Raw genomic sequence first — 25,134 nt, forward strand, 5'->3', positions numbered from 1 at the left:
ACAGCAATCAGGAAGCCGCAGCCGCGACGACGCGCGAGCGCGACCACGCAAAGGCGAGCGCCGCGAGCGCGGCAACGCCGAGCAACGGCAGGATCGCCGCATTGATCACGGCCCAGCCGAAGTGCGCGAGCAGCTGTCCCGCGAAAAGCGATCCGAGCGCGGAAAACGCGAAGGTCGTGAATTCGCTCGTGGCCTGCGTCTTCGCGCGTTCGGACGGCCGGTACGACTGCGACAGCAGCGTCGAGCCGCCCACGAACATGAAGTTCCAGCCGACGCCAAGACAGGCCAGCGCCGCATAAAAGTGCGGCAGGTCGGTCGAACGAAGCGCGATCACGGCGCACAGCGCCGACAGCACGATGCCCACGCCGATCACACGCAGCACGCCGAAGCGCCGGATCAGTCGCCCAGTGAAGAACGACGGCGCGAACATGCCGACAAGGTGCCATTGAATGATCCGCGCGCCGTCTCCGATCGTGTGTCCGCAGGCGAGTGCCGCGATCGGCGTCGCTGTCATCACGAACATCATCACGGCATAACCGAGCGCGTTGTTCGCCAGCGCGGCAAGGAAAACCGGCTGCAGGACGATGTCCCCGAGAGGTCGCGCCGGCTCGGCGGTCACGGCCGCGCTCGCGTGGGCCGGCACGTGATCCCGGTAGAACAGCGCGAGCAGCACGATCGACAGGAGGCCAAACACGGTCACGAGCGCATACGACCCGGCGAACGCCACCGGCGCGAGCCAGTCGCGGCTCCACGCGGCAAGCGCCGGGCCGGCCACCGCGGCGAAGACGCCGCCCGCCAGCACCGTCGAGATCGCGCGGCCTTTCGCCTCGCCGCCGACGGCGTCAGCGGCGGCAAGCCGGTAGTACTGCGCGAATGCCTGGAACACGCCGACCGTCGCCGTGCCGGCGCAGAACGCCCAGAAACTGTGATGAAAGATCGCATACACGGAGATCGCGCCGCCCGCCGCCCCGACGCCCGCGCCCAGCACGAACCCCGCGCGCCGTCCGACGCGGGCCATGAGGAACGACGCGAAAATCGTGGTGAGCGCGGCGGCGACGGTGATCAGCGAAAAGGGCAGCGTCGCGAGCGCCTTGTCGTCGGCGAGCGTGTAGCCGACCAGCCCTGTCAACGTCAGATCGATGGACACCGACGACGTATAAAGCGCCTGGCATACCGCCAGCACGCGCGCGCCGCGCCGGCCGCTGGCGTCGGACGGGCGCGGATCCGGAACCGTGGATGAAAAAGCAGCAGCGTTGGGCGACATTGGCGAACCTCATGCGGTCAAGGTGACGAAAGTCCTGATCGTCACATGCCCGTCGATGGCAGGAATGCCAATGATGCATCAATTCCAGCCAGACCAGTCGTTTCCACCGGCCACGGCATCGCGGTTGCGATTATTTATGGAAGGTGACGCCTTCGTCGATGGTGCCGTACATCGTGATACCGCTCGAATCCGATTGCGAGGAACTCGCGCCGCCCTGTGCGCAGCCAGCGCAAAGCACCGCAAACGCGGCTGCGGCAATGGCGAAATAGCGTTTCATGACTGCCTTGCTGTCCGGCGAGAAGAGGATCCGATTCTAGCCTGGCGGACGTCCCGCACCCGGTAGCGGCATTGCATTCGACATTTCGCCTCATCGTGAAACATGGAATGCGATGCCGCGCTAAAGTGAGGTCATCGCGCGCCTTATCGGCCGCTACCCATGTGGAGACGCCATGTCCAATCCGTTGCTCGACGAGCGCGGCCAGAGCCATTTCCCAGGTCTGAGCCGGCTCGGCGCGCTGCTTGCCGATCCGGGGCGCGCCGCGATGCTGTGGGCGCTGATGGACGGCAGCGCCAGGCCCGCCGGCGAACTGACGTTGATCGCGGGTCTCTCGCCGTCGGCGGCCAGCGCCCATCTGGCGCGGCTCACCGATGGCGGCCTTCTCGCGCTCGAAGTGCGCGGCAGGCATCGCTATTTCAGGATCGCTTCGCCGGAAATCGCCGCCACGATCGAAGCGCTCGCCAACGTCGCGCAGGCCACGGCGCCGCAGCGTCCGGTGCTGCGTCCCGCACGCACGGTGCCGGTCGACATGCGTTACGCGCGCACGTGCTACGACCACATGGCCGGTGAGCTCGCGGTGCGCGTTTTCGAACGGATGGTCGGCGACGGTCTGCTCACGCAGAACGGCGACACGCTCGACGCGACGCCCGCCGGCACGGCCCGCTTCGCGGGCTGGGGCATCGACGTCGGCGGACAGCAGGCGCGGCGGCGACGCTTCGCCTGCACCTGCCTCGACTGGAGCGAACGCCGGCCGCATCTGGGCGGCGCGCTCGGCGCGGCGCTTCTCGAAGCGTGGAAGACGCACGGCTGGGTCGAACGCACGGAGCGGCCGCGCATCCTGCGAATCACGCCTGCCGGACGGCGCCACTTCGACCAGTTCCTCGCGCAATAAGGCGGCGGGCCGGATTTTCCGCTGCGCGCGACCGTCGATAAATTTTGTTACAGGCCTCCCGGCGAGACTTACAAATGAGCGCGCCTTGATACAGGCACGGCAGGTAGAGTGACTTCACAGGATGCGGCCATGCGGCTGCATCCGATGGAGAGAACACATGAACACACTCACACCACACCTGCTTGCGCTCCGCCGTATCACGGGTTATCTCCTCCTCGCCGCCGTGCCGTTTTCCCTTGCTGCCCAGGCCGCGTTCGCGCAGGCCGCGCCACCGGACGCCCCGCCCGATGCACAGGCGCCGCAGACGGCCCAGAACGATCCGCCGGGACGCGTCGCGCGCCTGAACTACACCGCGGGCACGGTCACCACCCAGCCCGCCGGTGCAACCGACTGGTCGTACGCGCAGATCAACCGGCCGCTCACCACCGGCGACCAGCTCTGGAACGACAAGGGCGCGCGTTCGGAACTGCATCTCGGCTCGACGGCGGTTCGCCTCGGCGAATCGACGAGCCTCGACGTCCTGAATCTCGATGACAGCAACGCCCAGTTGAAGGTCGCGCAGGGCACGCTGTCGACGCGTGTGCGTTCGTTGCCGGCCGGTTCGACGTATGAGATCGACACGCCGAACCTCGCGCTCGGCGTGAGCGCTGCTGGCGATTACCGCGTCGACGTCGCGCCGGACGGCAGCAGTACGACCGTCACCGTGCGCAGCGGCGCGGCAACCGTGTATGGAGACAACGCACAGGTGCCCGTGCAGGCCGGCCAGCAGGTGACGTTCACCGGTACGAACCTGCAACAGACCGCCGACAACGGCGCGCCGCAGCCTGATGCATTCGATCAGTGGGCATCGAGCCGCGACGCGGCCGAAGACCGCTCGGTATCGGCGCGCTACGTATCGCGCGACATTCCCGGCTATCAGGATCTCGATGCCAACGGCACGTGGCGCGACAATCCGCAATACGGCGAAGTGTGGGTACCGAACGCGGTGCCGACGGGCTGGGCGCCGTATCGCGACGGCCACTGGATCTGGCAGGCGCCGTGGGGCTGGACATGGATCGACGACGCGCCGTGGGGTTTCGCGCCGTATCACTATGGCCGCTGGGCTTATGTCGACAATGCGTGGGCGTGGGCGCCGGGGCCGATCGTCGAAGCAGAGCCGCCGGTGTATGCGCCGGCCCTCGTCGCGTTCGTGGGCGGTGGCGACAGTCATTTCAACTGGGGCGTGAATCTGGCGATCGGCGGTGCGGTGGCAGCCGCCGGCGTCGCATGGTTTCCGCTCGGTCCGGGTGAGCCGTGGCATCCGCGCGGCGGCGACTGGAGCCCGCACTATTACGACCGCGTGAACCGGACGGTGGTGGTGAACAATGACAACCGCCAGATGAACGTGACGAACATCAACGTCCACAACACGTATGTCAACTATCGCGCGCCCGGCGGCGTGACCGCCGTCCCGGCGACCGCGTTCGTCCATGGTCAGCCGGTGGGACGTTATGCGCAGAAGGTCGATCCGCGTCAGTGGCGAAATGCGCGGATCAATCCGGGCACCCCGGGCATCGCACCGGTTCGCGAGAGCTTCAACCCCGGCATGCGTAACGCGAACTCCAGGCCGCCTTCGAACGTGACGCAACGGCCCGTCATCGCAACCCGTAGTCCGGTCATGCCGGCGGTGTATCACGACAACCTCGCACAACGTTTCGCGCGAAGCGGCGGACGCGTGCCGAACGCGGGAAATCCGGTGGTGCGCACTTCCGTACCGGCGCATCTGGGCAACCGGCCGCGGCAGGCTGGCTCGGACGCGCCGGCGCAGAACGTGCGTGTGGTACAGGCGCATGGTCCGGGCGCGACGCCAGCGCGCGGTGAAGGTCAGGTGGCGCAGCGTCCGGGTACGGCGCCTCAACGTCCCGGTGCAGTTGCGCGGGCGCCGGGCGCGGCCCCGCAACACCCGGGTCAGCCTCCGCAAATGGCTAACGCACATCCGCAGCCGGCAAACGGCGTGCCGCGTCCGCCACAGGTCTGGGGCAATGTTCCGAACGGGGGGCAACCGCATCCGCAACCAGAAGCAGCGGCCGGTCAGCCACGCCAGCAGCCGGCATGGACGCAGCCTCATGCGCCGATGGCGCAGCAGGCCCCGCGTCCGCAGCAGCCGGGCAGTCCGATGCAGGGCCATCCGGCGCAGACAGATCGCGGCGCGCCACAACCGCCGAATCATGCGGAGAATCCGGCCGTCGCCCAGCAGCCGCGTCAGGAATTCCATCCGCAGGCGCAGCCGCCGCAAGCGCAGCAGATGCATCAACCGCAACAGGCGCAATCAATGCCGCATCCGCAGCCCGCACCTCAACAGGCCGCACAGGCGCCACACACGCCGGAAATGCACGCGCAGCAACAGCCCCGGCCACAGCCGGCACCTCAACCCGTGCAGCAGCCGCCTCGCGAGGCGTTTCATCCGCAGCCGCAACCACGGCAACAGGCCCAGCAGCCGCGGCCAGAACCGCGTCCGCAGCCGCAACCCCAGCCGCGCCCGGAATTTCATCCGCAACAGGCGCAGCAGCCGCGTCCACAACCAGCGCCCCAGCCTCATCCGCAACCGCCGCCGCAGGTCCAGCAGCCGCATGCGCAACCACACCCGGACCAGCACGCCACGGGCGGAGGCGAACATCAGGAACATCAGAGAGGTTGAAACGTTTTTCGTCAACGTCGACTCCATGAAAAAACCCGCATCGGCTCACGCAGCGATGCGGGTTTTTCGTCATGCCCAGCCGGCACGACGTGAAACGGAACAAGAGACTACACGGCCATCGGCGCCGTCAGCGGCTCGTGATGACGGTAGCCGACCAGCGAGAAATCCGACGGCTCGATCTTCTCGAGCCATTCCGGCTCATAGACGCCCGTCTGCGCATACGCCGGCACGCGCTCACTGATCGCGAACGAAGGGCTGTCGAACGGCTCGCGCCTGAGCTGCTGCTGCAGCATGTCGAGCTGGTTTTCGTAGATGTGCGCGTCGCCGATGAAATACGTGAACCAGCGCGGCGTGTAGCCCGTCAGCCGTCCGACCAGATGCAGCAGCGCGGCGCCTTCGGTCAGATTGAACGGCGTACCGAGCCCGACGTCGTTACTGCGGATATACAGGCAGAGTGAAATTTCGCGCTTCGTCGCGTTCGGCAGAAACTGGTACAGCAAATGGCACGCAGGCAGCGCGATTTCGTCGAGCACCGCCGGGTTCCATCCGTGAAACAGGATTCGACGGTCCGACGGGTTGCGCATGATCGTGTCGAGACACTGGCGCAACTGGTCGACCGCCTTGTAGAGCAGCACTTTCTGGCTGCCGCCTTCATCGAATGACGTGACGATACTGAAGCCACGCGAGGTCGCATCCGCGATCCGTGCGGTGGCGCCTGCGTCCAGCACCTTGTAGGCCGGCCACTTGCGCCACTGCACCCCGTACACGTCGCCGAGGTCGTCCGGGCCTTCGCGATACGGGTTCGCGAGCCATTGCGGATTGTCGTTGGCGTTCGCGTCCCAGACCTTGCAGCCGAGCGCGCGGAACTCCGCCGCGCTGCGCGACGCGCGCAGGAAGCCCACCAGTTCGCCCACGGCGGACCTGAACGCCAGTTTCTTCGTGGTGACAGCCGGGAAACCCTGCTGCAGATCGAAGCGCATCATCGCGCCGGGCATGCTGATCGTGCGAATGCCCGTGCGGTTTTCCTGCCACGTGCCGGTATCGAGAATCTGGCGGACGAGGTCGAGGTATTGTTTCATTCGGGTTCCTTCGGCCGGGCGCGGACGCACCCGTTTTTGGCAGCAGAGAATCCCTGATTCTAGCAAGCGCGGCGGACTCCCGTCCGGCCGCGCTGTTTTACTGTCGATCGAGGGGGTCGCGGCGCATGCCGGCGAACTTCCCGATGAGGATGAGGGTGAACGAAGCGCCCGATGCGCTTCAGAGATGCGGGATGGTGGCGGGCAGATCCGCATGCACGGCGATCGGATCGCCATCGATATGTCGCATGCCATGCGAGCACAGCAGCCGGTACAGCGTCACGCGTGAAATGCCGAGTTCCTGCGCCGCGTCGCCGAGGCGCCCGCGATGACGCAGCAGCGCCAGCTCGATGGCCTGACGCTCGGCCGCTTCACGCGCCTGCGCAAGCGAAACCGGCACGATCTCCACGTAATCCGCGAGCTCGAGGTCGCGTGCGGTAATCGCACGCCCCTCGGACATCACGATTGCCCGGCGCACGCGGTTGATCAGCTCGCGCACGTTGCCCGGCCAGCTGTAGTTATGCAGCGCCGCGATCGCATCCGGCGAAAACCCGCGCAGACGGCGGCTCGCATCCTTCCTGAAGCGTTCGAGCATGTGACGCGCGAGCAGTTCGATGTCCTTGCCACGCGCGCGCAGCGGCGGCTCGTCGATCTGCAGCACGCACAGACGGTGATACAGATCGGCACGAAACCGCCCTTCGATCATCGCCGTATGCATGTCGACGTGCGTGGCCGAAATGATCCGGACGTCGACAGACGTCGACGCGTGGCCGCCCAGCCGTTCGACCTTCCCTTCCTGCAGGAAACGCAGCAGGCTGGCCTGGCTTTCCATCGGCAGATCGCCGATTTCATCGAGGAACAGCGTGCCGCCGTTCGCCGACTCGACGCGGCCGATCTTGCGCTGGTTCGCGCCGGTAAAGGCACCGCGCTCATAGCCAAACAGTTCGGATTGCAACAGATGCGGCGGGATCGCGCCGCAGTTGATCGGCACGAACGGCGCGGCGCGACGGCCCGAGCGTTCGTGAATCGCCACCGCCGTCAGTTCCTTGCCCGTGCCGGATTCGCCGGAGATAAACACCGGCGCGTCGGTCATCGCAACCTTGCGGATCGAGCGGAAGAGCGCGAGCATCGCGTCGCACGAACCGACCATTTCACCTTCGGTGCCAGCGGTGGACGTGGCATCGTTCGAGGCGGGTTCGCCAAGCGAAATCATTCCGTAAGCGTGACCGACGGAATCGACGATGCGATCGCCCGCATACGGGACCGTTACGTAATCGAAACAGTAGTCACGCACCAGACGACGCAGTGCTGCATCCTGCAACTGGCCTGGCGTGGTGGCGGCTACCCAGCCGACATTGGGCATCGTCAGGCACGACTCGAACCCGACGATTTCATGCGGCTGAAAACGGCTCGACAGGTCGAGCAGGCCGCCGGCTGCCGTACCGGCACGCACAGCGCGACGAACGTCCCGCGCCGAATTGACCACTTCCACATGCCAGCCGCGCTCGTGAAAGCGCGAATTCAGGTCCGCGCTTGGATCGCGAGTCACGTAAATCAATTGCCGCGGTGCGGATTCCATTATTCAGATCCTCTCGTCAACGAACGTTAAGGATGACGGCACGTACCTGAACAGTTGTTTTCAGACACGCCGGCTCACGTCGGGATTTCGCGTTGGCAAAAAACCGAACGGCCATTCCATTCCGTGCGGACAGCGGATCCCCGAAAAGCGGCGTGTGTGTATTGAGACGTCCCTGGTCCGGACATTTTTAAAATGTGCTGCTGTTTTCCAGAGCTTACTATACGCGCGCCGCCCGGGAAAACATTTATGCAAATTAAATATCTCTTCCGCCACAGGTAAGGCTGAGCGGACGATTCGGGTTGTCTGCATCCTGTTAATAAACCGATTCCATCACACGATTAAACGTTTTCACCCCGTTTCACGTCCCGCCGCTGCTTTCCGGAATCTCCGGTATTTTCTGCCACTCGTTTCAGACCTGAAACATTTTCAGTCGTTTTCTTAATCCATCCATCACGCCAATTAGAAGCTGCCCAGTCCCATCAATGGATTGCGGCAGATGGCACACGTTTCGCTAAATGTCCTGCACCAAGGAGACACACCATGCGACCTGTTTTCCGCATCGACATGAAGTTGTCCACGCTGGGCGCCGCAATCTGCGTCTTGCTGGCCTCGACGGCGCTGCCTGTCGACGCCATTGCCCAGGTGGTTGCTCCCGCATCAGACAGCAGTAGACCTGCCGTTGCATCCGTAACGCCCGTAGTGCTCGCCAGTCTGGACGACAACGCGACGGACACATCGTCGGTCGCCGCACAGACGTCTGCCGATTCCACCGGGGCCGCGGACGTCGCCGCGTCGAACGGCATGGTGCTCGACGACCAGATGCTGTCGCGGCAGCGCGGCGGCGCGGTCGGCATGGTGATGGTGGCGGCGACGCCGCAGATGCGGGGCGGGTCGGTGACGCTGTGGGACGAGATTGCACCGCCCACGCCGCTGCCGGTTCCGGTGGATGCGGCCCGCGCGGCGCAAGGCAACGTGGCGAGCTTCACAAGACAGTAACGCGAATGAACAACGAACACGATCGCCGCTGCCCGGCACCGGCACTTCGGTTCGCTATCGGGGACCCTGACATGACCGCTTCAACCCAGACCACGCGTGCCCGCCGGCCATCCGCGCCGCGCCTTGCAGCCCTGCTGCTCGGCGCCCTGGCCGCCGGTGCCGCGACGCTCGCGAGCGCCGAGCAGGCCGTCAATCCCGGCGACATCATCGTCGAACGTCAGATCACCCCGCGCATCGCCTACGACAACGTGCCGAAGAGCGAGGACCCGGTACTGGTGCGCGCCACGACGTTCCCGGCCAGCAGCTTCAATCCGATGATGGCGACGATGGTCTCCGACGCGGACCTGACGAGCGCGCACGGCTCGACCGGACTGGCCGACGGCAGCGTCGGCGCAGCCGGCCTGCAGGCGGTCACACGCATCCTCAGCGGCAACGCCACCGGCAATAACATCGCGCTGAACAGCGGCAACATCGGCGCGCCGGCGGCGGGTATCGGCGGCACGATTTCCTCATCGGTATCGGGCGCGCTGGCGCCGCTGTCGACCGCCCTCGGCGGTGCGCTGGGAGGCCTGAAATGAGCCGCCTTCCGAACCGCACCCCCGGCATGCGCCGTTCGATCGCCGCGTGCGCGGTACTCGGCGCACTGCTCGTGCCGGTCGCCCATGCGCAGTCCGTCCCGCGCGTCACCGCCGATGCGACGATCGCGAACGGCGCCGCGACCAGCGTGCACGGTGCGATCGCGATGAACGAAACAGCCGGCCTCGACAACGCCCAGGCCAACCAGTTGACGATCACGACAGGCGGCGCGGTGGCGAACGACAACTTCAGCGCCCAGAGCTCGACGGTCGCCGCGAAGGTCAAGGCCGCGCGCGCTTCCATCGAAGGTAATGCATTTTCCAGTACGTCCGGAGCGGTGATGTTGAACCAGTCTGCGGGCGCGGGAAATCTCCAGCAAAACAGTGTGCAGCTTGGCACTGCGGCGCTCGGAGTCGAGACCGTTCCGGATGGGGTGCTATCCGCGACGGCCGCGAAAAACGGTGGTTCGGGTCAATCCATCGGGGTTCAGGGCGTCAGGGAAGCCAGCATTTCCAATGAGGCTTTCAAGAACGTCAGCGGGATCGTCCAGATCAACCAGGCTGCAGGAGCCGGTAATGCAACGGCAAACAGTTTTGTGCTCCGTCCCCCGGCGGGCACTCTTTTCTAAATAGCCACACTCGTATCGGAGCGAAAAAATGAAACGCACAATTATTGCAGCGGCAGTGTTTGCGGCAGCTTCGGGTTCCGCCTTCGCATCGCCGCAGAACCCCTACCTGTTCAACGCCACCATGGTCGGCGAACAGGTCGGCATCGAAGGCTGGGTCACGCTGTTCGGCTGCGTGAACGTGTCCAGCACCGCCGGCGCCGTCGTGAACAACACCCAGAACACCAGCGTCTTTGCATCGCTCGATCCACAGGCACAGAGCTATATAAAGGGCGCCGTCACGACGAGCTATAACAACCGTTCAAGCGGCGTTGTCGGCACGGGCACGAACACCTCGTACGACAACAAGTCGTTCACGGCAAACGAAGCCTCGTTGCACGGCTACACAACGACCACGACGAACGCATCGAACTCGACGACGACGAAGAGTTCGGCCAGCAACTACGCGTACGGCAACACGGCGAGCGCGGGGGAAGCGAGCCAGGCACATAGCGCGAACGACAACGGCTGGTCCAGCAACAGCGCCTCGGCAAGCGACACGTCGAAGACGCACACGAATAATTCTTCGTCGCAGAATGCGAGCTCCAACTACGCGAATGGCAACCATAGCCAGGCGGCGGCAGGCACGGCTTCGGCAGGTATCGCCACCTCGAGCGGCGGCAACATCTTCAATGGCCACGCTGGCGTCTCGGTTTCGGGTTCGGAAAGCACCGCGTCGAACTACAAGAGCAATCACAACAACGGCGGTTCGTCGACGTCCTCGCACGGCTCGAACTCGGAAGACACGTCGAACTCGACGAAGAGCGCCGATGCAAACCACGCTTCGTATGGCGACGCATCCCAAAGCTGGGCGGCAACGGCATCGAACAGCGGCTCGGGCAACAAGTCGAAGGGCTCCACGTCGACTTACGCTCATAACGACTCGTCCACGCATGCGACGGGAAGCGCAAGCTCCTCTTCGTACAGCAAGTCGTCGCAGGCATCGCGCTCTTCGGGCTACAGCGTGAACGACACGCTGGCAACCACCGACGTGAAGACGACCGGCTCCGTCACGCAGGTCTATGACACGCGCGTCGCCGGCACGCTGAACGCCACCACGGGTGCGGGTGCGGGCTCGGGTGTATCGGGCAACCTCGGTATCAACATCGCGGAAGGTATCGACAACGCCCAGAGCAACGACACGTCGCTCGCTTCGGTCGACATCGGTAACGTGTTCGGCAATGCGCAGGTCTTCAACGTGCAGTCGTCTTCCGGCCTCGCGAAGATCAACAACTTCAACCTGAACGCTTCGATCGGCGATAACTCGCTGCAAAACGTCTCGGGCAACGTTGGTGTGAACGTCGCGTCCGGTATCGGCAATGCGCAGAACAACAGCCTTGCCGGCGCGGTCACGACGACGTCGCGGGGTAATGCGCAGACGACGGCCATGGTCGCCACGGACAACAACTCGCAAAGCGCGTCAATGGCGGTGCAGGGTCAGTTCCAGGGTACGGCAATGCTCGGCGCCGGCGCGCTTGCAAACTCAACCGGCAACATCGGCGTGAACATCGCCGGTGGCGCCGGCAACCTGCAGCACAACGGTCTGGCGATCGCCGCCCTCAACAGCGGTCACTGATCGAATCACAGTGGGGAACGCGCCGGCCGCCACGGAAGCGGCCGGCGTGAATCAGCAGGAGACCAGCATGTCCGGGCTTGTCCCACCTCTCGTGTCGCGGCGCGTCGTCAGGCTCGCCGCAGCGCTGGCAAGTTGCACGATGTGTGCGGCAGGCCACGCACAGGCTGTCATCGATACGTCTACCCTGATGGGCGTCCCGCTTCATAAAACGGTGCGCTCGATGAAGGACATTCGTTACGGCCACATCGTCAGCCAGCAGTTCGATTACAGCTGCGGTGCAGCTGCGCTCGCCACACTCCTCAAGTACGGCTACGGCATCGACATCCCCGAGACGGAACTGATCCGCCGCATGATGGTGTTTTCAACGCCCGACGTCGTCGTGAAGAATGGTTTTTCGATGCTCGACATGAAGAAGTTCGTCGAGACGATCGGGCTGCGCGGCAGAGGTTATCGGGTCAATGTCGACGCGTTGTATCACCTGCAGATCCCCGTCATGGTTCTGATGAATATCGGAGGGTATGAGCATTTCGTGATCGTCAAGCATGCGCAGGACGGCCGCATTTTCATCGCGGATCCTGCCCTTGGCAATCGCATCGTGCTCGAAGAGGACTTCGCGAAGACCTGGAACGGTCTCGTGTTCGCTGTCCTCGGAAAACCATTTCTGGAGGATTCACCGCTGTTGCAGGACAACGAGTCGCTGGCCCTGAAGCTGCGCACCAACGCGCTGAACAACGGGACGGCGGCGACTCCTTTTGTCGAATTTGGCTTGACCAAGGCAGACCTGTTCTGACCCGACCATGAAGCTTACATTCACCCGATTCGGCTTCGCGTTGTGCGCATCGACATGCGTCTTCGCAAGTGGGGCTTTTGCCGCCGACGGAACAGGCACTTCACCGGTTCCCGGTTTTCTGTCGACGCGCGATGTTGCCCCTCAGCAACTCAAGTGGCAAATGGTGGACGACGACGTACTCGAGCATCAGACCGGCAAATTCGCCGGTGCCCCGATGATCTCCGGGTTCGTGCTGAGTGTCCTTTCCCAATGGCAGTTGCCCAATGGTGCGGCGGCGATCGCCCAGGGCGCCCTCACCGTCACGAAAAATCTGACTAACCAGATCAACGCGCAGGTGAACACGATGACGAAAGTCATCGAGCAGAACGCGACCAACGCCGCCAACAGCGGCGCCAGTCCGAACGCAACGACCAGCGGCGGACAGGGCGTCTCGGTGAACGGCGTATCGCAGGTCACGCAGGTGGCGGGTGACCACAACATCGGCGTGAACGCGGCAACGATCGATTTCAACAACAACGCTGCACAACTGGCGAACGTACCAGGCGGCACGAATTCGGCGACGTCGAACGCATCGAACGCGTCCGGCACGATCAAGGCTGGCATCGCGTTCGGCACGGGCGGCGTCACCGTCGCACTGCAGACGCCGGCCGGCATCGCGACGCAAACCATCGTCCCGAGCACCGCGCAGCAGGTCAGTTCGATCGCGCAGATGCTACAGATCGCGGGGAATAACCAGCAGGTCGGGAACCAGTTGATGTTGCACCTGCAGACGCAACAGATGACACCGGCAATGCTGCAACAGATCGGCGTCCTGCAGGCTCTGCAGAACTCGAGGAGATAAGGCGGGCCGCCACCCGTGACCTGAGACCGCAGTAAAAAGAGACGCAGGCAGTACCAACGGCAACGCGTTGCGACAAGGAGACCCGCGGCGCGCGGCTGTTTTCCCGGGGGAACAAGAATGAAGAACGATTCAGGAACCAGGGCGCCGCGCAGCGCACTGGCGGCCATTCCAGTCGCGGTGATGCTGTTCGCGCTTTCACAGGGGGCGAGTGCGCAGGCGCTTGCGGGCCAGTCGGTGGACGAACGGCTCAACACACTGATGCGCGTCGTCGACGAACAGCAAAGGCAGATTCACTCGCTGGAGCGGCAGGTCACGAACCTCGAGATGGCGCAGCGCGGACGCGGCGCGCCGGGTTATGGCGGCCCCGCCGGCTCGGAAGCGGTCGCAGAGCAGCCCGGCGCGGACGGCCTGCCCGTGCCGCTTCCGCCGCTCGCCCAGGTCAGCCCGGGGGCACCGGCGCCGGGCGGTTCGACAGGTACGGCGACCGGCGTGCCGGTCAACCCGCCCTCGCCCAGTAACGGCGCGCCGGGCGTGCCCGCGGGTGCCACGCCGGCCACGGCCGGCACGTCGGGACCGGCCGGCTCCGCCGGCACGGACGGCACGGTCGGCCAGACCCAGAAAGCGGCCGAACCCGTCCGTACCCAGGCCGAGGAAGCCGTCGTACAGCGCGAACACGCACCGCTCTTCGACCACAAGCTGACGCTCGACTGGGGTATCAGCGATACCTATTACGACCGCCGCCAGCTGCAACTGTCCGGGTTCCTCGCGCTCGACGCGATTTTCCTCGGCAACATCAACCTCGGTCAGACGAAGTCGCACCAGGTGATGGCCGACCTCGACACGCGCTACGGTCTCACGGACCGCATGAGCGTCGATGTCGACGTGCCGTACATCTATCGTCACAGCGACTTCATCGTGGGCGGCGCGGGCGGCGCGGCCAATTCGCTGTCGGACGCGTCGGTCAATTCCAGTGCGATCGGCGACGTCAACTTCGGGATCTATTACCAGTTCCTGAAGGAAACCAACAACCTGCCCGACGTGGTCGGCAGCCTGCGCGTCAAGGCGCCGACCGGCACGTCGCCGTTCGGCATCAAGGTCGTCCAGCTCACGCCCGACAACACGAATCTGGTCGCGCCGAGCAAGCTGCCCACCGGCACGGGTTTCTGGAACATCACGGCGGGTATGTCGGTATTGAAAACCTATGACCCGGTCGTGCTGTTCGGCAGTGTGTCCTATACCTACAACATCGCCCGTTCGTTTGCGGATATCTCGTCGGTGGCCGGCCAGACACAGCCCGCAACCGTGAAGCTCGGCGACATCGTGCAGTTCGGCGGCGGCGTCGCGCTGGCGTTCTCGGACAAGGATTCCGCAAGCATCTCCTACACGATGGCTATTGAACCGTCATCGAAGACGAAGTCGCCGGGCGGCGGCTACGTCAGTGTGCCGGGCAGCGAAACCACCGCGTCGGTACTGAATTTTGGCTTGAATCACGTAGTGAACAAGCACCTGACGATCAACGGCGTGGTGTCGGTGGGCCTGACGCCCGACGCACCGAATTTCGTCGTCGGCATGCGGTTCCCCTACACTTTCTGACGTGCCACCGATACGAGGTCGATCGTGCGCGAATCACCCCATCTGACTACCGTCACTCCGCTCGCTGGCGCGGGCTCGCGGCTTTCGCTCGCCCGCAGCAAGGAAACCGTCGCGCAGCGCGAGCAGAAGACGGAGCAACGCCTCTCGCTCGCCCGTGAGTCGGGTCCAGGGATCGATGCGGGCGAACGCGCCGGACATCCCGGCACCGAGGCCGCGCGCATGTTGCTGTACGTCGCGCGGGTACCCGACGAGACGCTCGCCGCCCACCTGCGAAGCCGAGGCTGGACCGTCGTGGTCGCACGCTCGGCGCATGAACTCAGCCGGCTCCTGAAGCCGGATCTGGCGTGTGCCGGCATCGTCGATCTGACGAGCTTCGTGCCGCGCGACCTGGCGGGCCTCGAAGCGAGCCTGCGCCAGCAGCAGGTCGGCTGGATCGCGCTCGCGACGGATGAGCGCCTCACCGATCCTGAAACGCGGCGCCTGATCCGCCATTACTGCTTCGACTACGTGAAAACGCCCGTCGCGAGCGCGACGATCGATTATCTCGTGGGCCACGCGTTCGGCATGGTCTCGCTGTGCGATCCCGACCTCGCCGCGAGCGCCGCCGTAACCGGCGACGAAGAAATGGTCGGCACGTGCGAGGCGATGCAGCAACTTTTTCGCACGATCCGCAAGGTCGCCAACACGGACGCGAGCGTGTTCATCTCCGGCGAATCGGGCACGGGCAAGGAACTGACCGCGCTCGCGATTCACGAACGTTCGCCGCGCCGCAAGGCGCCGTTTGTCGCGATCAACTGCGGCTCGATTCCGCATCACTTGCTGCAATCCGAACTGTTCGGCTATGAGCGCGGTGCCTTTACCGGCGCGAACCAGCGCAAGATCGGCCGCGTCGAGGCGGCCGACGGCGGCACGCTGCTGCTCGACGAAATCGGCGATCTGCCGATGGAAAGCCAGGCGAGCCTGCTGCGTTTCCTGCAGGAAGGCAAGATCGAGCGGCTGGGCGGGCGCGAATCGATCACGGTCGACGTGCGCATCATTTCCGCGACCCACATCGACCTCGAACTCGCGATGCGCGACGGACGCTTTCGCGCCGACCTGTTTCACCGTCTGTGCGTGCTGCGCGTCGACGAACCGCCGCTGCGCGCACGTGGCAAGGATATCGAAATCATCGCGCATCACGTCCTGCACAAGTTCAAGACCGACAGCGCGCGGAAGATTCGCGGCTTCACGCCCTCGGCGATCGAGGCGATGTACAACTACAACTGGCCCGGCAACGTGCGCGAGCTGATCAACCGGATCCGGCGCGCGATCGTGATGGCCGAGAACAAGCTGATCTCCGCCGACGACCTCGATCTCGCGCACTTCACCGAGCAACAGACGATGAGCCTTTCGCAGGCCCGCGAAGCCGCGGAAAAACGGGCGATCGAATCGGCGCTGCTGCGCCATCGTCATCGTTTGAACGAAGCGGCGGCCGACCTCGGCATTTCGCGCGTCACGCTGTACCGGTTGATGGGCGCACACGGTCTGCGCGAATGTATCGCGCCGGAGGACAAGGCGGGCCTGCACGGCGACAGCGAGCATCCGGAGTGAGCGCGGCGCGTTCCCCACGCAGCGGACATTGCACGCAAGCGGCCGGTTCCGCGAAAAGAGGCGATGCGCCCGTCAGGTAGAATCAGGACGATTACGTTCACTGACTACTCGATGACGACGCTGACCCTGATCGTCGCTCGCGCCCGCAACGGCGTGATCGGCCGCGACAACCAGTTGCCCTGGCGCCTGCCCGAAGACCTCGCCTTCTTCAAGCGCACGACGATGGGCGCGCCCATCATCATGGGCCGCAAGACCCACGAATCGATCGGTCGCGCGCTGCCGGGACGACGCAATATCGTCGTCACGCACGATGCCACCCGGCGCTTCAACGGCTGCGACACGGTCACGAGTCTCGACGAAGCACTCGCGCTCGCCCAGCAGGATCAGGCGCCCGAAGCATTCCTGATCGGCGGCGCACAGCTTTATCACGAAGGTTTTCACCACGCCGACAAGCTCGTGATGACCGAGATTTCCGCCGACTTCGAAGGCGATGCGACGTTTCCCGCGCCGGACCCTGGGCACTGGGACGAAGTTGCACGCGAGACGCATCGCGCGCATGCGCCGAACGAATTCGACTACGCGTTCGTGACGTATCAGCGCCGGCACGACTGAATCTTCGTGACTGCACGTCGCGCCTTTTGACGGGCGCATGAAAAAACGCCACGGCTGGATTGCGCCGTGGCGTTTTTTTGTGCAGACGGCATGCGTCTCTTCATGCTGACGAGCGCTTACTGCCCGGCAATCGTCATCCGCTCGATCAGCACCGAGCCGGTCTGCTTGGTGCCGCGCACGATCGTATCCGCGCCGATCGCGACGATATGACGGAACATTTCCTGCAATGTGCCCGCGACGGTGATTTCCTCGACCGGGTACTGGATCTTGCCGTTCTCCACCCAGAAGCCCGACGCGCCGCGCGAATAGTCGCCCGTCACGTAGTTGACGCCCTGTCCCATCAGTTCCGTCAGCAGCAGACCCGTGCCGAGCTTCTTCAACATCGCCTCGAAGTCGTCCTCCGGCCGCGTGCTCGAACTGAGCAGCGACAGGTTGTGCGAGCCGCCGGCGTTGCCGGTCGTCTTCATGCCGAGCTTGCGCGCCGAATACGTCGACAGGAAGTAGCCTTCGACCACGCCGTCCTTCACCACCGAACGGCGCTGCGTGCGCACGCCTTCTTCGTCGAACGGCGCGCTGCCCATCGCGCGCGGCGTGTGCGGATCCTCGACCACCTGAACGTGCGGCGCGAACACCGGCTTGCCGAGACTGTCGACGAGAAACGTTGTCTTGCGATACAGCGCGCCGCCGCTCGTGGCCTGCACGAACGCGCCGAGCAGGCCCGCGGCAAGCGGCGCCTCGAACAGCACCGGCACCTTGCGCGTGTCGAGACCGCGCGCGCCCGTGCGCGCAAGCGCGCGATGCGCGGCGTAACGGCCGACGGCTTCCGGATCGGCCAGATCGCCGGCGCTGCGCTTCGACGTGTACCAGTCGTCGCGCTGCATGTTGCGCCCGCTGCCGGCGATCGGCGCGCACGCCACGTAATGCCGCGAATACGGGTAGCCGCCGAGAAAACCGCGCGAGGTGGCGAGCACGAACTGCGAATGCTGTGCGGAGACGCTCGCGCCTTCCGAATTGCGGATCTGCGGGCTGACGGCAAACGCGGCGTCTTCCGCGCGACGGGCGATTTCGACCGCTTCGTCGGCGGACAGATTCCACGGGTGATACAGATCGAGATCCTGCGGGCTGGTTTCCAGCAGTTCCTTTTCGGCGAGACCGGCGCAGTCGTCTTCCGCCGTGAAACGCGCGATGTTGTATGCGGCCGCAACGGTGTCCTTCAGCGCCTGGGATGAAAAATCCGACGTGCTCGCGTTGCCGCGCTTGTTGCCGATAAAGACCGTCACGCCGACCATCTTGTCGCGGTTGTGCTCGATCGTTTCGACTTCGCCGCGCCGCACCGAGACCGACAGGCCGTCGCCCTCGGAGATTTCAGTGGCCGCGTCGCTGCCGCCGATCGCCTTCGCGTGGCGCAGGATGTCTTCGGCGATCTGCTTCAGTTCGTCCTGCGTGTGCGGGAAAAAGCGCTGTTTAACGTCCATGTCGGTGTCTGCTGCCATCGTCGTTACCGTCCGGTTCGGGGCCGGAAACCGGCCCGCCTGTTGTTCGCATCGGTGAAATTCCGCATCTCGCGATCATAGCAAGGTCCGCGCCGCCGTACCTGACCTTCGACCGTCTTCAAGCCAGCGCGTTAGCCATCCGGCATGGGGGTTGGCGGGACACGGCACGTTACAATATGGACATGACACGCAAAACCCGCACTCAACCCATGCAACCCGCTCCGGAAGTCGACGAGAACGGGTATGACCGTCCCAGCAAATCGCAGCTCAAGCGTGACATGCACGCGCTGCAGGAACTGGGCGAGGCGCTGATCGCGCTACCGAAAGACGCGCTCAAGCGCATGCCGATGCCCGAAGCGCTCAACGACGCGGTCCGCGAGGCACGCCGCATTACCGATCACGAAGGCAAGCGCCGTCAGGTGCAGTACGTCGGCCGCGTGATGCGCGGGCTGCTGGATGCGGAAACGGCCGCGCTGCGTACCGCGCTGGACAGCTACAAGGGCATCAACAAGGCCGAAACGGCCCGTCTGCACTGGATCGAGCGCACCCGCGAGAAGCTGCTCGCCGACGACGCGGCGCTGACCGGATTCATCCGCCAGCACCCCGCCGCCGACCCGCAGGAAGGCCGCACGCTGATTCGTAACGCGCGCAAGGAGCAGCAGCAGGCCAGGCCGCCGCGCTACTTCCGCGAACTGTTCCAGTGGATCAAGGACACGAGCAAAACCGGCGACGATGATGACGACAGCGACGAATCCGGTGAACCCCGCGAAGACGACGATGACGAAACTGGCGCGTAACCACCCTGACGAGATCCTGATCGGCCTCGTGTCGATCAGCGACCGGGCGAGCAGCGGCGTCTATGAGGACAAGGGCATTCCCGCGCTCGAGGCGTGGCTGGGCACGGCGCTCGCCTCGCCATGGCGCGTCGAGACCCGGCTGATACAGGACGACGCGGCCACCATTTCGGCCACGCTCGTCGAGCTCACCGACACCGTGGGCTGCGATCTGGTGCTGACAACGGGCGGCACGGGCCCGTCGCGCCGCGACGTCACGCCGGAAGCCACGCTCGCGGTGGGCACAAGGGAAATGCCGGGATTTGGCGAACAGATGCGGCAGATCAGCCTGAATTTCGTCCCGACCGCGATTCTCTCGCGGCAAGTGGCGGTCATCCGCGAAACGGCGGAGCGCGCCGCGCTGATCGTCAATCTGCCGGGTCAGCCAAAGTCGATCAGGGAAACGCTGGAGGGGTTGCGCGATGAAGCCGGTGCGGTCGTCGTTCCAGGCATTTTTGCGGCGGTGCCGTATTGCATCGACCTGATCGGTGGCCCGTACGTGGAAACGAACGCGAGCGTGGTCGCGGCATTTCGCCCGAAGAGCGCGCAGCGCACTCCCCGGTAGCGTTTCAGGCTGCTAACGGGCGCCTGCGATGGCGGCCCGGACCGCAGCGACTCAGATGGCGACCGCGGCAGCGCCGGGCGCGCTGGCCTGCGGAATCAGGAAGTGCTCGCGGTAGTACTTGAGTTCGTCGATCGATTCATGGATGTCGGCCAACGCCGTATGCATCGCGCGCTTCTGAAAGCCCTTGTAGATCGTCGGCTGCCAGCGGCGGCACAGTTCCTTCAGCGTGCTGACGTCGAGGTTGCGATAGTGGAAAAAGCGTTCGAGGTCCGGCATCCAGCGCGCCATGAAACGGCGGTCCTGGCAGATCGAGTTGCCGCACATCGGCGATTTGCCCGGCGGGACGTATTCGCCGAGGAACGCGCGAATCTGTTCGGCCGCTTCGGCTTCACTGACCGTCGACGCGCGCACCCGGTCGATCAGACCCGAGCGGCCGTGCGTGTTCTGGTTCCACTGATCCATTTTAGCCAGCGTTTCGTCGCTTTGATGAATGGCCAGCACCGGGCCTTCCACCAGTTTATCGAGCGTCGAACTGGTCACGACGACAGCGATCTCGATGATGCGGTCCGTGTCCGGTTCGAGGCCCGTCATTTCCATGTCGAGCCAGATGAGATTCATGTCGCTGCGAACGAGCGGGGTCTGGCCAGCGGCGTCGGGGGTGTCAGTCATGAAGGCAACCTTGGTTGTTATCAGGCGGTGGGCGTTGCGTGCGCACGGTGCGCCCGGACGTCACTAAAGCCGCCAAAATAGTTCGTATGAGCGCAACCCGCCAGCCGGCGGGAAGAAACATATAATTCTCGCATAGATACCACGGACCTCCCGGATGCCTACCCTGTACTTCACCGTTCTGTTCGTGATCGCCGTTGTGGCGATGGTCGGAACCAAACTCTGGCTCGCGTCGCGGCAAACCCGCTTCGTGGCGGCGCACCGCAACCAGGTGCCGCCGCAGTTCTCCACCGCCATTCCGCTGCCGGCACACCAGCGCGCCGCCGATTACACCGTCGAGCGCACGCGCCTTACGATGGCGGAAATCGTCGTCAGCGCCGCGGTGCTGATCGGGCTGACGCTGCTGGGCGGTGTCCAGTGGCTCGATCTCAGCCTGACCGACTGGCTCGGCCGCGGCTACAGCGGCCAGATCGCGCTGGTCGCGGCGGTGGTCGCGATCACGAGCGTGATCGATCTGCCGTTCGACTATTACCGTCAGTTCGTGATCGAAGACCGTTTCGGCTTCAACCGGATGAGCCGGCGTATTTTCTTCGTCGACCGTATCAAGGGTGTGCTGCTCGGTGCAGCGTTCGGCCTGCCGCTGCTGTTCGTCGTGCTGTGGCTGATGAACCAGGCGGGCAGCCTGTGGTGGCTGTGGACGTGGATCGTGTGGGTCGCGTTCCAGATGCTCGTGCTGGTGCTGTATCCGACGTTCATCGCCCCGCTCTTCAACAAGTTCGAACCGCTCAAGGACGAAGCGCTGAAAGCCCGCATCGAGGCGCTGATGAAGCGCTGCGGCTTCGCCGCCAAGGGCCTCTTCGTGATGGACGGCAGCCGTCGTTCGGCGCATGGCAACGCGTATTTCACGGGCTTCGGCGCGGCCAAACGCATCGTGTTTTTCGACACGCTGCTCGCGCGCCTGTCGGGCAACGAGATCGAAGCGGTACTGGCGCACGAACTGGGCCACTTCAAGCGTCGTCACGTGGTGAAGCGGATGGTGGTCACGTTCGCGATCAGCCTCGTGATGCTGGCATTGCTCGGCTGGCTGTCGCAGCGCGTGTGGTTCTACGAAGGGCTGGGCGTGCGCCCGTCGCTCATCGGCGGCAATAGCGGGCTTGCGCTCGTGCTGTTCTTCCTCGCCGTCCCTGTGTTCCTGTTCTTCGTGACACCGCTTGGCAGTCTCAGTTCGCGCAAGCACGAGTTCGAGGCCGACGCTTTCGCCGCCACGCAGACGGATGCCAAAGACCTCGTCAACGCACTCGTCAAACTGTACGAGGACAACGCGTCGACGCTCACGCCCGACCCGCTCTACACCGCGTTCTATTATTCGCATCCGCCGGCGTCGCAGCGGATCGACCGCCTGCTGCGGCACGCATGAGCGGCCGTTCGCCGAAAGCGGCCCGCGCCGCGGCCAGCGCGCAAAAGCAGGTACACGGTCTCGTCGTCGCGGCGCATGGCCGCCATTACCTCGTCGTGCCCGATGACGGCGGCGCGCCGCTGCAATGCTTTCCACGCGGCAAGAAGAGCGAGGTCGCCGTCGGCGATCGCGTGACATACGAAGCGGCGTCTGCCGACCAGGGCGTGATCGTCGCCATCGACGAGCGGCGCAACCTGCTCTACCGGTCCGACCAGTACAAGTCGAAGCTCTTTGCGGCGAACCTCGACCAGTTGCTGATCGTGCTCGCCACCGAGCCGCATTTCAGCGAGGACCTGCTCGGCCGCGCGCTGGTCGCGGCCGAAGCCAACGCGCTGAAGCCGCTCATCATGTTGAACAAAACCGACGTCGAGGCCGCGCTCCCGGGCGCGCGCGCGCGGCTCGCACGCTATCGCGAACTCGGGTATCCGGTCGTGGAGGTGTCGGTCAGGACACGGCCCGACGAGGCCCGTGCGGCACTCGGTGAACATCTGACCGGGCATTCGACGCTTCTGCTCGGGCAATCCGGCATGGGTAAATCGACGCTCGTGAACCTTCTGGTCCCGAACGCCGAAGTCGCGACGCGAGAGATCTCGACCGCGTTGAACAGCGGCCGCCATACGACCACGTACACGCGTCTTCATCGATTGCCCGAAGGCGGCTCGCTCACCGACTCGCCCGGTTTTCAGGAATTCGGCCTGCACCATCTCACCGAAGGGCGCCTCGAACGCGCGTTTCCGGAGTTTCGTCCGCTGCTGGCGGATTGCCGCTTCTATAACTGTCATCACCTGCACGAGCCGGGCTGCGCGATCCTCGAAGCCGTCGCCAGCGGTCGCATCGCGCGCGAACGTCATGCGCTCTATGCGCAACTTGTCCACGAAGCCAGCCAGATCGTGCGCTAGGCGCCGACTCCCGCCCCGCCATGATGAAACTGATGCGCGCACCGAACGTGGTGACCGGACAGCACTGGATCAACGTGCTGTCGGCGGCGGGCGTCGCGTGCGAGTTGCATAACCGCTATCTGAACGGCGCGCTGGGCGAAATTCCGGCGGAACAGTGCGCGCCGGAACTGTGGCTCGTCGATGAACGCGACGAAGCGCTTGCGCGCCGGTTGATCGACGCCGCCACGAACGGTCCTGCCGCGGGCGCGCCAGCGTGGCGTTGTGCCGGGTGTGGAGAGACGCTGGAAGCGCAGTTCACGGTGTGCTGGCAATGTGGAACCGCACGGGATCCGCTTGACGGCTGATCGTCACCAGCTCGATTAGCGGATAAAAAAAGAGGCCGGGTTTTCATTCCGGCCTCTTCTGCTTTGCGACTGATGGTTCCGGGCGGTGAGACTCAGGCCAGCCACACGGCGATCGTCAGCATGAGCAGGATGATCATCCACAGGATAACCGCGCGCCACACCAGCCCGACCGCGGATTGCAGCGTGCGCGGCGTGCAGTCGTCGCCGACCTGCATTGGGCCACCGTCGCCGGTCGAAAGCGCATCGAGACTCGACGGCTCGGCAAGCGGCCCGCTCAGACGCGCGCCGAGCGCACCACTGCCCGCGGCAAGCAGGACGCCATCGTTCGTATCGGGCCACTGGCGGGCGTGATTGCGCCACGCGTAGATGGCATCTTCGAAATTGCCGACGATCGCGAAACCCAGCGACGTCAAACGCGCCGGAATCCAGTCGATCACGAAAAACGCCCGCTGCGCGAACGTCGAGAACGCCGGCGTGCGGTCGTCGGCCGGCTTCGACCACGTCCGCGCGAGATATTCAGCGATGCGATACAGCACCGCGCCGGCCGGCCCGACCGGCACGAGAAACCAGAAGAACACGCCGAACACGTGACGATGCGACGCGATCACCGCGTAAATCAGCGTGTGACGCACGATCTCGCTGACCGGCATATCGATGGTCTCAAGGCCAGTCCACTCATTGAGAATTTCACGCGCGCGCGGCACATCGTCGTTATTGAGCGCGAGATGGATGTCGGTGAAATAGTGGCTGAATTGCCGGAAGCCGAGCGTGAAGTACACGATCGCGACGTTCCAGAGGAACGCGAGCACGAAGTTGATCTCATACAACACGTAGTAAACGGCGCCGACGAAGAGCGTCCATGGCAGCACCACGACCAGCCAGGCGAGGATTCCGTGCTTCTGCTTGCCGGCGTCAAAGCCTTGCGCGGCAGACTCCGCATGGTACTGAAGCAGCGCCGACACCGGATTGCCAGGCGACAGCGCGCGTAACTGTTCGATGATGAGAGCCAGCAATACGGAGAAAAATGTCATGCGGTGCGCCGTGCCATTCAGGTTTATGTGATTCTTTTATAACGATAGCACAGGGTCGGATGAGCCTGAGCGTGCAAGGGGTGCAAACGCCTGGGGCGCAAGACTGCCTTTCGGGTCACGCGGCGAGGAAGCGATAGAAATTGCGCAACATGCCCGCCGTTGCACCCCAGATGAAGTGATGACCGTCCGGTTCGCCACGCGGATAAGGCATCGCAAAAAAACGACGCTCCCCACCTTCCCAGCGAAACACGCGGACTTCGTGACGCGCCGGGTCCATCAGAAAGGCGAGCGGCACCTCGAAGATTTCGGCGACTTCGAGCGTATCGGCTTCGACCGTGAACGGCCGATGCACGAGACCGACCACGGGCGTGATGCGAAAACCGGTACCCGTCAGGTAGTCGGGCAGCGAACCCAGCACTTCGACGCGCGCAGGATCCAGCGCGACCTCTTCCTGAGCTTCGCGCAGCGCGGTCGCGGTTGCGTCCGCATCCCAGGATTCCCGGCGGCCGCCCGGAAAACTGATCTGGCCGGCATGGTCGTTGAGATGGTCGGCGCGCTGCGTCAACAGCACGGTGAGCCCTTCGTCGCGCACGATCAGCGGCACCAGCACGGCGGCCAGTCGCGGATCGCCGTCATGCAGACGCGTTTCCACCAGCGGCTCCGGCGCCCACGCGAGCGTTTTTTCAAAACGCGCGCGCAGACCGTCGGGCGTCAGCCGTTCGGGCGCAACGGCAGACAGATCGATACCCGTCGATTCGACAGGCAGGGCTTCGGGTTCAAAAACGGGGCGGGTCAACGGGTTTCCGGGAATCGGGCGATTGAATTGGACAAGGCGCTATTCTGA

At 64.6% G+C, this 25,134-nt stretch carries 24 protein-coding genes; 16 read left to right on the top strand and 8 right to left on the bottom strand.

Going from position 1 to position 25,134, the window contains the following annotated elements; all coding sequences use genetic code 11:
• Nucleotides 1-7 precede the first annotated feature (7 nt).
• The gene (locus LPA34_RS05245; protein WP_228975631.1) at nucleotides 8-1,264 is read right to left on the bottom strand and encodes an MFS transporter; all 1,257 of its coding nucleotides are present in this window, start codon (nucleotides 1,262-1,264) and stop codon (nucleotides 8-10) included.
• 130 nt (nucleotides 1,265-1,394) lie between these two features.
• Nucleotides 1,395-1,541, bottom strand: a complete 147-nt coding sequence (locus LPA34_RS05250) for a hypothetical protein (protein ID WP_228975634.1) — start codon at nucleotides 1,539-1,541, stop codon at nucleotides 1,395-1,397.
• Between the two features lie 172 nt (nucleotides 1,542-1,713).
• Between LPA34_RS05250 and LPA34_RS05255 the strand changes: the two genes are divergently transcribed.
• Nucleotides 1,714-2,433, top strand: a complete 720-nt coding sequence (locus LPA34_RS05255; RefSeq protein ID WP_228975636.1) for an ArsR/SmtB family transcription factor — start codon at nucleotides 1,714-1,716, stop codon at nucleotides 2,431-2,433.
• Nucleotides 2,434-2,590: 157 nt separating this feature from the next.
• Nucleotides 2,591-5,110, top strand: a complete 2,520-nt coding sequence (locus tag LPA34_RS05260) for a DUF6600 domain-containing protein (RefSeq protein WP_228975638.1) — start codon at nucleotides 2,591-2,593, stop codon at nucleotides 5,108-5,110.
• 107 nt (nucleotides 5,111-5,217) lie between these two features.
• Here the strand turns inward: LPA34_RS05260 and LPA34_RS05265 are convergent, their stop codons facing one another.
• The gene (locus LPA34_RS05265; protein ID WP_228975639.1) at nucleotides 5,218-6,189 is read right to left on the bottom strand and encodes a thymidylate synthase; all 972 of its coding nucleotides are present in this window, start codon (nucleotides 6,187-6,189) and stop codon (nucleotides 5,218-5,220) included.
• Nucleotides 6,190-6,367: 178 nt separating this feature from the next.
• Nucleotides 6,368-7,765, bottom strand: a complete 1,398-nt coding sequence (locus LPA34_RS05270; RefSeq protein WP_228975642.1) for a sigma-54 dependent transcriptional regulator — start codon at nucleotides 7,763-7,765, stop codon at nucleotides 6,368-6,370.
• A 540-nt stretch (nucleotides 7,766-8,305) separates the two neighbouring features.
• Between LPA34_RS05270 and LPA34_RS05275 the strand changes: the two genes are divergently transcribed.
• The 9 genes from LPA34_RS05275 to LPA34_RS05315 all read left to right on the top strand — a co-directional run bounded on the left by LPA34_RS05275 (nucleotide 8,306) and on the right by LPA34_RS05315 (nucleotide 17,003).
• Entirely contained in the window at nucleotides 8,306-8,761 is a 456-nt protein-coding gene (locus LPA34_RS05275) for a hypothetical protein (RefSeq protein WP_228975644.1), read from the top strand.
• 71 nt (nucleotides 8,762-8,832) lie between these two features.
• Nucleotides 8,833-9,339 carry a hypothetical protein gene (locus LPA34_RS05280; RefSeq protein WP_228975709.1) on the top strand — a complete coding sequence of 169 codons (507 nt, stop codon included), beginning with the start codon at nucleotides 8,833-8,835 and terminating at the stop codon, nucleotides 9,337-9,339.
• Between the two features lie 26 nt (nucleotides 9,340-9,365).
• Entirely contained in the window at nucleotides 9,366-9,965 is a 600-nt protein-coding gene (locus LPA34_RS05285) for a hypothetical protein (RefSeq protein WP_228975646.1), read from the top strand.
• 28 nt (nucleotides 9,966-9,993) lie between these two features.
• Nucleotides 9,994-11,577 (top strand): hypothetical protein, encoded by a 1,584-nt coding sequence (locus tag LPA34_RS05290; RefSeq protein WP_228975648.1) that lies wholly within the window; start codon nucleotides 9,994-9,996, stop codon nucleotides 11,575-11,577.
• Between the two features lie 67 nt (nucleotides 11,578-11,644).
• Nucleotides 11,645-12,367: a C39 family peptidase gene (locus tag LPA34_RS05295; RefSeq protein WP_407672500.1), complete on the top strand. Its 723-nt coding sequence runs from the start codon at nucleotides 11,645-11,647 to the stop codon at nucleotides 12,365-12,367.
• Between the two features lie 7 nt (nucleotides 12,368-12,374).
• Nucleotides 12,375-13,208 carry a peptidase C39 gene (locus LPA34_RS05300; protein WP_228975650.1) on the top strand — a complete coding sequence of 278 codons (834 nt, stop codon included), beginning with the start codon at nucleotides 12,375-12,377 and terminating at the stop codon, nucleotides 13,206-13,208.
• Nucleotides 13,209-13,325: 117 nt separating this feature from the next.
• A complete protein-coding gene (locus LPA34_RS05305; protein ID WP_228975653.1) occupies nucleotides 13,326-14,801 on the top strand; it encodes a DUF4813 domain-containing protein in 1,476 nt (491 codons plus the stop codon).
• Nucleotides 14,802-15,020: 219 nt separating this feature from the next.
• Nucleotides 15,021-16,391, top strand: coding sequence for a sigma-54 dependent transcriptional regulator (locus LPA34_RS05310; protein ID WP_228975712.1), 1,371 nt, complete (start codon nucleotides 15,021-15,023; stop codon nucleotides 16,389-16,391).
• Between the two features lie 111 nt (nucleotides 16,392-16,502).
• The gene (locus LPA34_RS05315; protein WP_228975655.1) at nucleotides 16,503-17,003 is read left to right on the top strand and encodes a dihydrofolate reductase; all 501 of its coding nucleotides are present in this window, start codon (nucleotides 16,503-16,505) and stop codon (nucleotides 17,001-17,003) included.
• A gap of 116 nt (nucleotides 17,004-17,119) precedes the next feature.
• Here LPA34_RS05315 and pmbA read toward each other — a convergent pair whose 3' ends face one another.
• Complete coding sequence (gene pmbA, locus LPA34_RS05320) at nucleotides 17,120-18,496, bottom strand: metalloprotease PmbA (protein WP_228975657.1); 1,377 nt, start codon at nucleotides 18,494-18,496, stop codon at nucleotides 17,120-17,122.
• Between the two features lie 182 nt (nucleotides 18,497-18,678).
• Here pmbA and yjgA point away from each other — a divergent pair, with 182 nt between their 5' ends.
• Both yjgA and mog read left to right on the top strand, forming a co-directional pair.
• Entirely contained in the window at nucleotides 18,679-19,293 is a 615-nt protein-coding gene (yjgA, locus tag LPA34_RS05325) for a ribosome biogenesis factor YjgA (protein WP_228975659.1), read from the top strand.
• The gene (gene mog, locus LPA34_RS05330; RefSeq protein WP_228975714.1) at nucleotides 19,232-19,894 is read left to right on the top strand and encodes a molybdopterin adenylyltransferase; all 663 of its coding nucleotides are present in this window, start codon (nucleotides 19,232-19,234) and stop codon (nucleotides 19,892-19,894) included. The genes yjgA and mog overlap by 62 nt, the downstream gene beginning before the upstream one ends.
• A 51-nt stretch (nucleotides 19,895-19,945) precedes the next feature.
• Here mog and orn read toward each other — a convergent pair whose 3' ends face one another.
• Nucleotides 19,946-20,563: an oligoribonuclease gene (gene orn / locus LPA34_RS05335; RefSeq protein ID WP_228975661.1), complete on the bottom strand. Its 618-nt coding sequence runs from the start codon at nucleotides 20,561-20,563 to the stop codon at nucleotides 19,946-19,948.
• 154 nt (nucleotides 20,564-20,717) lie between these two features.
• Between orn and LPA34_RS05340 the strand changes: the two genes are divergently transcribed.
• The 3 genes from LPA34_RS05340 to LPA34_RS05350 are packed head-to-tail and all read left to right on the top strand — an operon-like array spanning nucleotide 20,718 to nucleotide 23,259.
• Nucleotides 20,718-21,977, top strand: a complete 1,260-nt coding sequence (locus tag LPA34_RS05340; protein ID WP_228975663.1) for a M48 family metallopeptidase — start codon at nucleotides 20,718-20,720, stop codon at nucleotides 21,975-21,977.
• The gene (rsgA, locus tag LPA34_RS05345; protein WP_228975664.1) at nucleotides 21,974-22,915 is read left to right on the top strand and encodes a ribosome small subunit-dependent GTPase A; all 942 of its coding nucleotides are present in this window, start codon (nucleotides 21,974-21,976) and stop codon (nucleotides 22,913-22,915) included. The genes LPA34_RS05340 and rsgA overlap by 4 nt, the downstream gene beginning before the upstream one ends.
• A 23-nt stretch (nucleotides 22,916-22,938) precedes the next feature.
• Nucleotides 22,939-23,259 (top strand): putative signal transducing protein, encoded by a 321-nt coding sequence (locus LPA34_RS05350; protein ID WP_228975716.1) that lies wholly within the window; start codon nucleotides 22,939-22,941, stop codon nucleotides 23,257-23,259.
• 92 nt (nucleotides 23,260-23,351) lie between these two features.
• Here LPA34_RS05350 and LPA34_RS05355 read toward each other — a convergent pair whose 3' ends face one another.
• Both LPA34_RS05355 and LPA34_RS05360 read right to left on the bottom strand, forming a co-directional pair.
• The gene (locus LPA34_RS05355) at nucleotides 23,352-24,290 is read right to left on the bottom strand and encodes a CobD/CbiB family protein (RefSeq protein ID WP_228975666.1); all 939 of its coding nucleotides are present in this window, start codon (nucleotides 24,288-24,290) and stop codon (nucleotides 23,352-23,354) included.
• A 115-nt stretch (nucleotides 24,291-24,405) separates the two neighbouring features.
• On the bottom strand, nucleotides 24,406-25,086 hold the full coding sequence (locus LPA34_RS05360) for a CoA pyrophosphatase (protein WP_228975668.1): 681 nt from the start codon (nucleotides 25,084-25,086) through the stop codon (nucleotides 24,406-24,408).
• Nucleotides 25,087-25,134: the final 48 nt, after the last annotated feature.

Origin of the sequence: Paraburkholderia gardini, assembly GCF_907164575.1 — a bacterium.
Classification (GTDB): domain Bacteria; phylum Pseudomonadota; class Gammaproteobacteria; order Burkholderiales; family Burkholderiaceae; genus Paraburkholderia; species Paraburkholderia gardini.

Coding starts and splice junctions, on each gene's coding strand:
- LPA34_RS05275 (WP_228975644.1), top strand. CDS start 8,306: ATGCGACCTGTTTTCCGCATCGACATGAAGTTGTCCACGCTGGGCGCC.
- mog (WP_228975714.1), top strand. CDS start 19,232: ATGACGACAGCGACGAATCCGGTGAACCCCGCGAAGACGACGATGACG.
- pmbA (WP_228975657.1), bottom strand. CDS start 18,496: ATGGCAGCAGACACCGACATGGACGTTAAACAGCGCTTTTTCCCGCAC.
- LPA34_RS05295 (WP_407672500.1), top strand. CDS start 11,645: ATGTCCGGGCTTGTCCCACCTCTCGTGTCGCGGCGCGTCGTCAGGCTC.
- LPA34_RS05280 (WP_228975709.1), top strand. CDS start 8,833: ATGACCGCTTCAACCCAGACCACGCGTGCCCGCCGGCCATCCGCGCCG.
- LPA34_RS05315 (WP_228975655.1), top strand. CDS start 16,503: ATGACGACGCTGACCCTGATCGTCGCTCGCGCCCGCAACGGCGTGATC.
- rsgA (WP_228975664.1), top strand. CDS start 21,974: ATGAGCGGCCGTTCGCCGAAAGCGGCCCGCGCCGCGGCCAGCGCGCAA.
- LPA34_RS05350 (WP_228975716.1), top strand. CDS start 22,939: ATGAAACTGATGCGCGCACCGAACGTGGTGACCGGACAGCACTGGATC.
- LPA34_RS05300 (WP_228975650.1), top strand. CDS start 12,375: ATGAAGCTTACATTCACCCGATTCGGCTTCGCGTTGTGCGCATCGACA.
- LPA34_RS05310 (WP_228975712.1), top strand. CDS start 15,021: ATGTTGCTGTACGTCGCGCGGGTACCCGACGAGACGCTCGCCGCCCAC.
- LPA34_RS05340 (WP_228975663.1), top strand. CDS start 20,718: ATGCCTACCCTGTACTTCACCGTTCTGTTCGTGATCGCCGTTGTGGCG.
- LPA34_RS05290 (WP_228975648.1), top strand. CDS start 9,994: ATGAAACGCACAATTATTGCAGCGGCAGTGTTTGCGGCAGCTTCGGGT.
- LPA34_RS05265 (WP_228975639.1), bottom strand. CDS start 6,189: ATGAAACAATACCTCGACCTCGTCCGCCAGATTCTCGATACCGGCACG.
- LPA34_RS05250 (WP_228975634.1), bottom strand. CDS start 1,541: ATGAAACGCTATTTCGCCATTGCCGCAGCCGCGTTTGCGGTGCTTTGC.
- LPA34_RS05260 (WP_228975638.1), top strand. CDS start 2,591: ATGAACACACTCACACCACACCTGCTTGCGCTCCGCCGTATCACGGGT.
- LPA34_RS05285 (WP_228975646.1), top strand. CDS start 9,366: ATGCGCCGTTCGATCGCCGCGTGCGCGGTACTCGGCGCACTGCTCGTG.
- yjgA (WP_228975659.1), top strand. CDS start 18,679: ATGACACGCAAAACCCGCACTCAACCCATGCAACCCGCTCCGGAAGTC.
- LPA34_RS05270 (WP_228975642.1), bottom strand. CDS start 7,765: ATGGAATCCGCACCGCGGCAATTGATTTACGTGACTCGCGATCCAAGC.
- orn (WP_228975661.1), bottom strand. CDS start 20,563: ATGACTGACACCCCCGACGCCGCTGGCCAGACCCCGCTCGTTCGCAGC.
- LPA34_RS05255 (WP_228975636.1), top strand. CDS start 1,714: ATGTCCAATCCGTTGCTCGACGAGCGCGGCCAGAGCCATTTCCCAGGT.
- LPA34_RS05355 (WP_228975666.1), bottom strand. CDS start 24,290: ATGACATTTTTCTCCGTATTGCTGGCTCTCATCATCGAACAGTTACGC.
- LPA34_RS05305 (WP_228975653.1), top strand. CDS start 13,326: ATGAAGAACGATTCAGGAACCAGGGCGCCGCGCAGCGCACTGGCGGCC.
- LPA34_RS05245 (WP_228975631.1), bottom strand. CDS start 1,264: ATGTCGCCCAACGCTGCTGCTTTTTCATCCACGGTTCCGGATCCGCGC.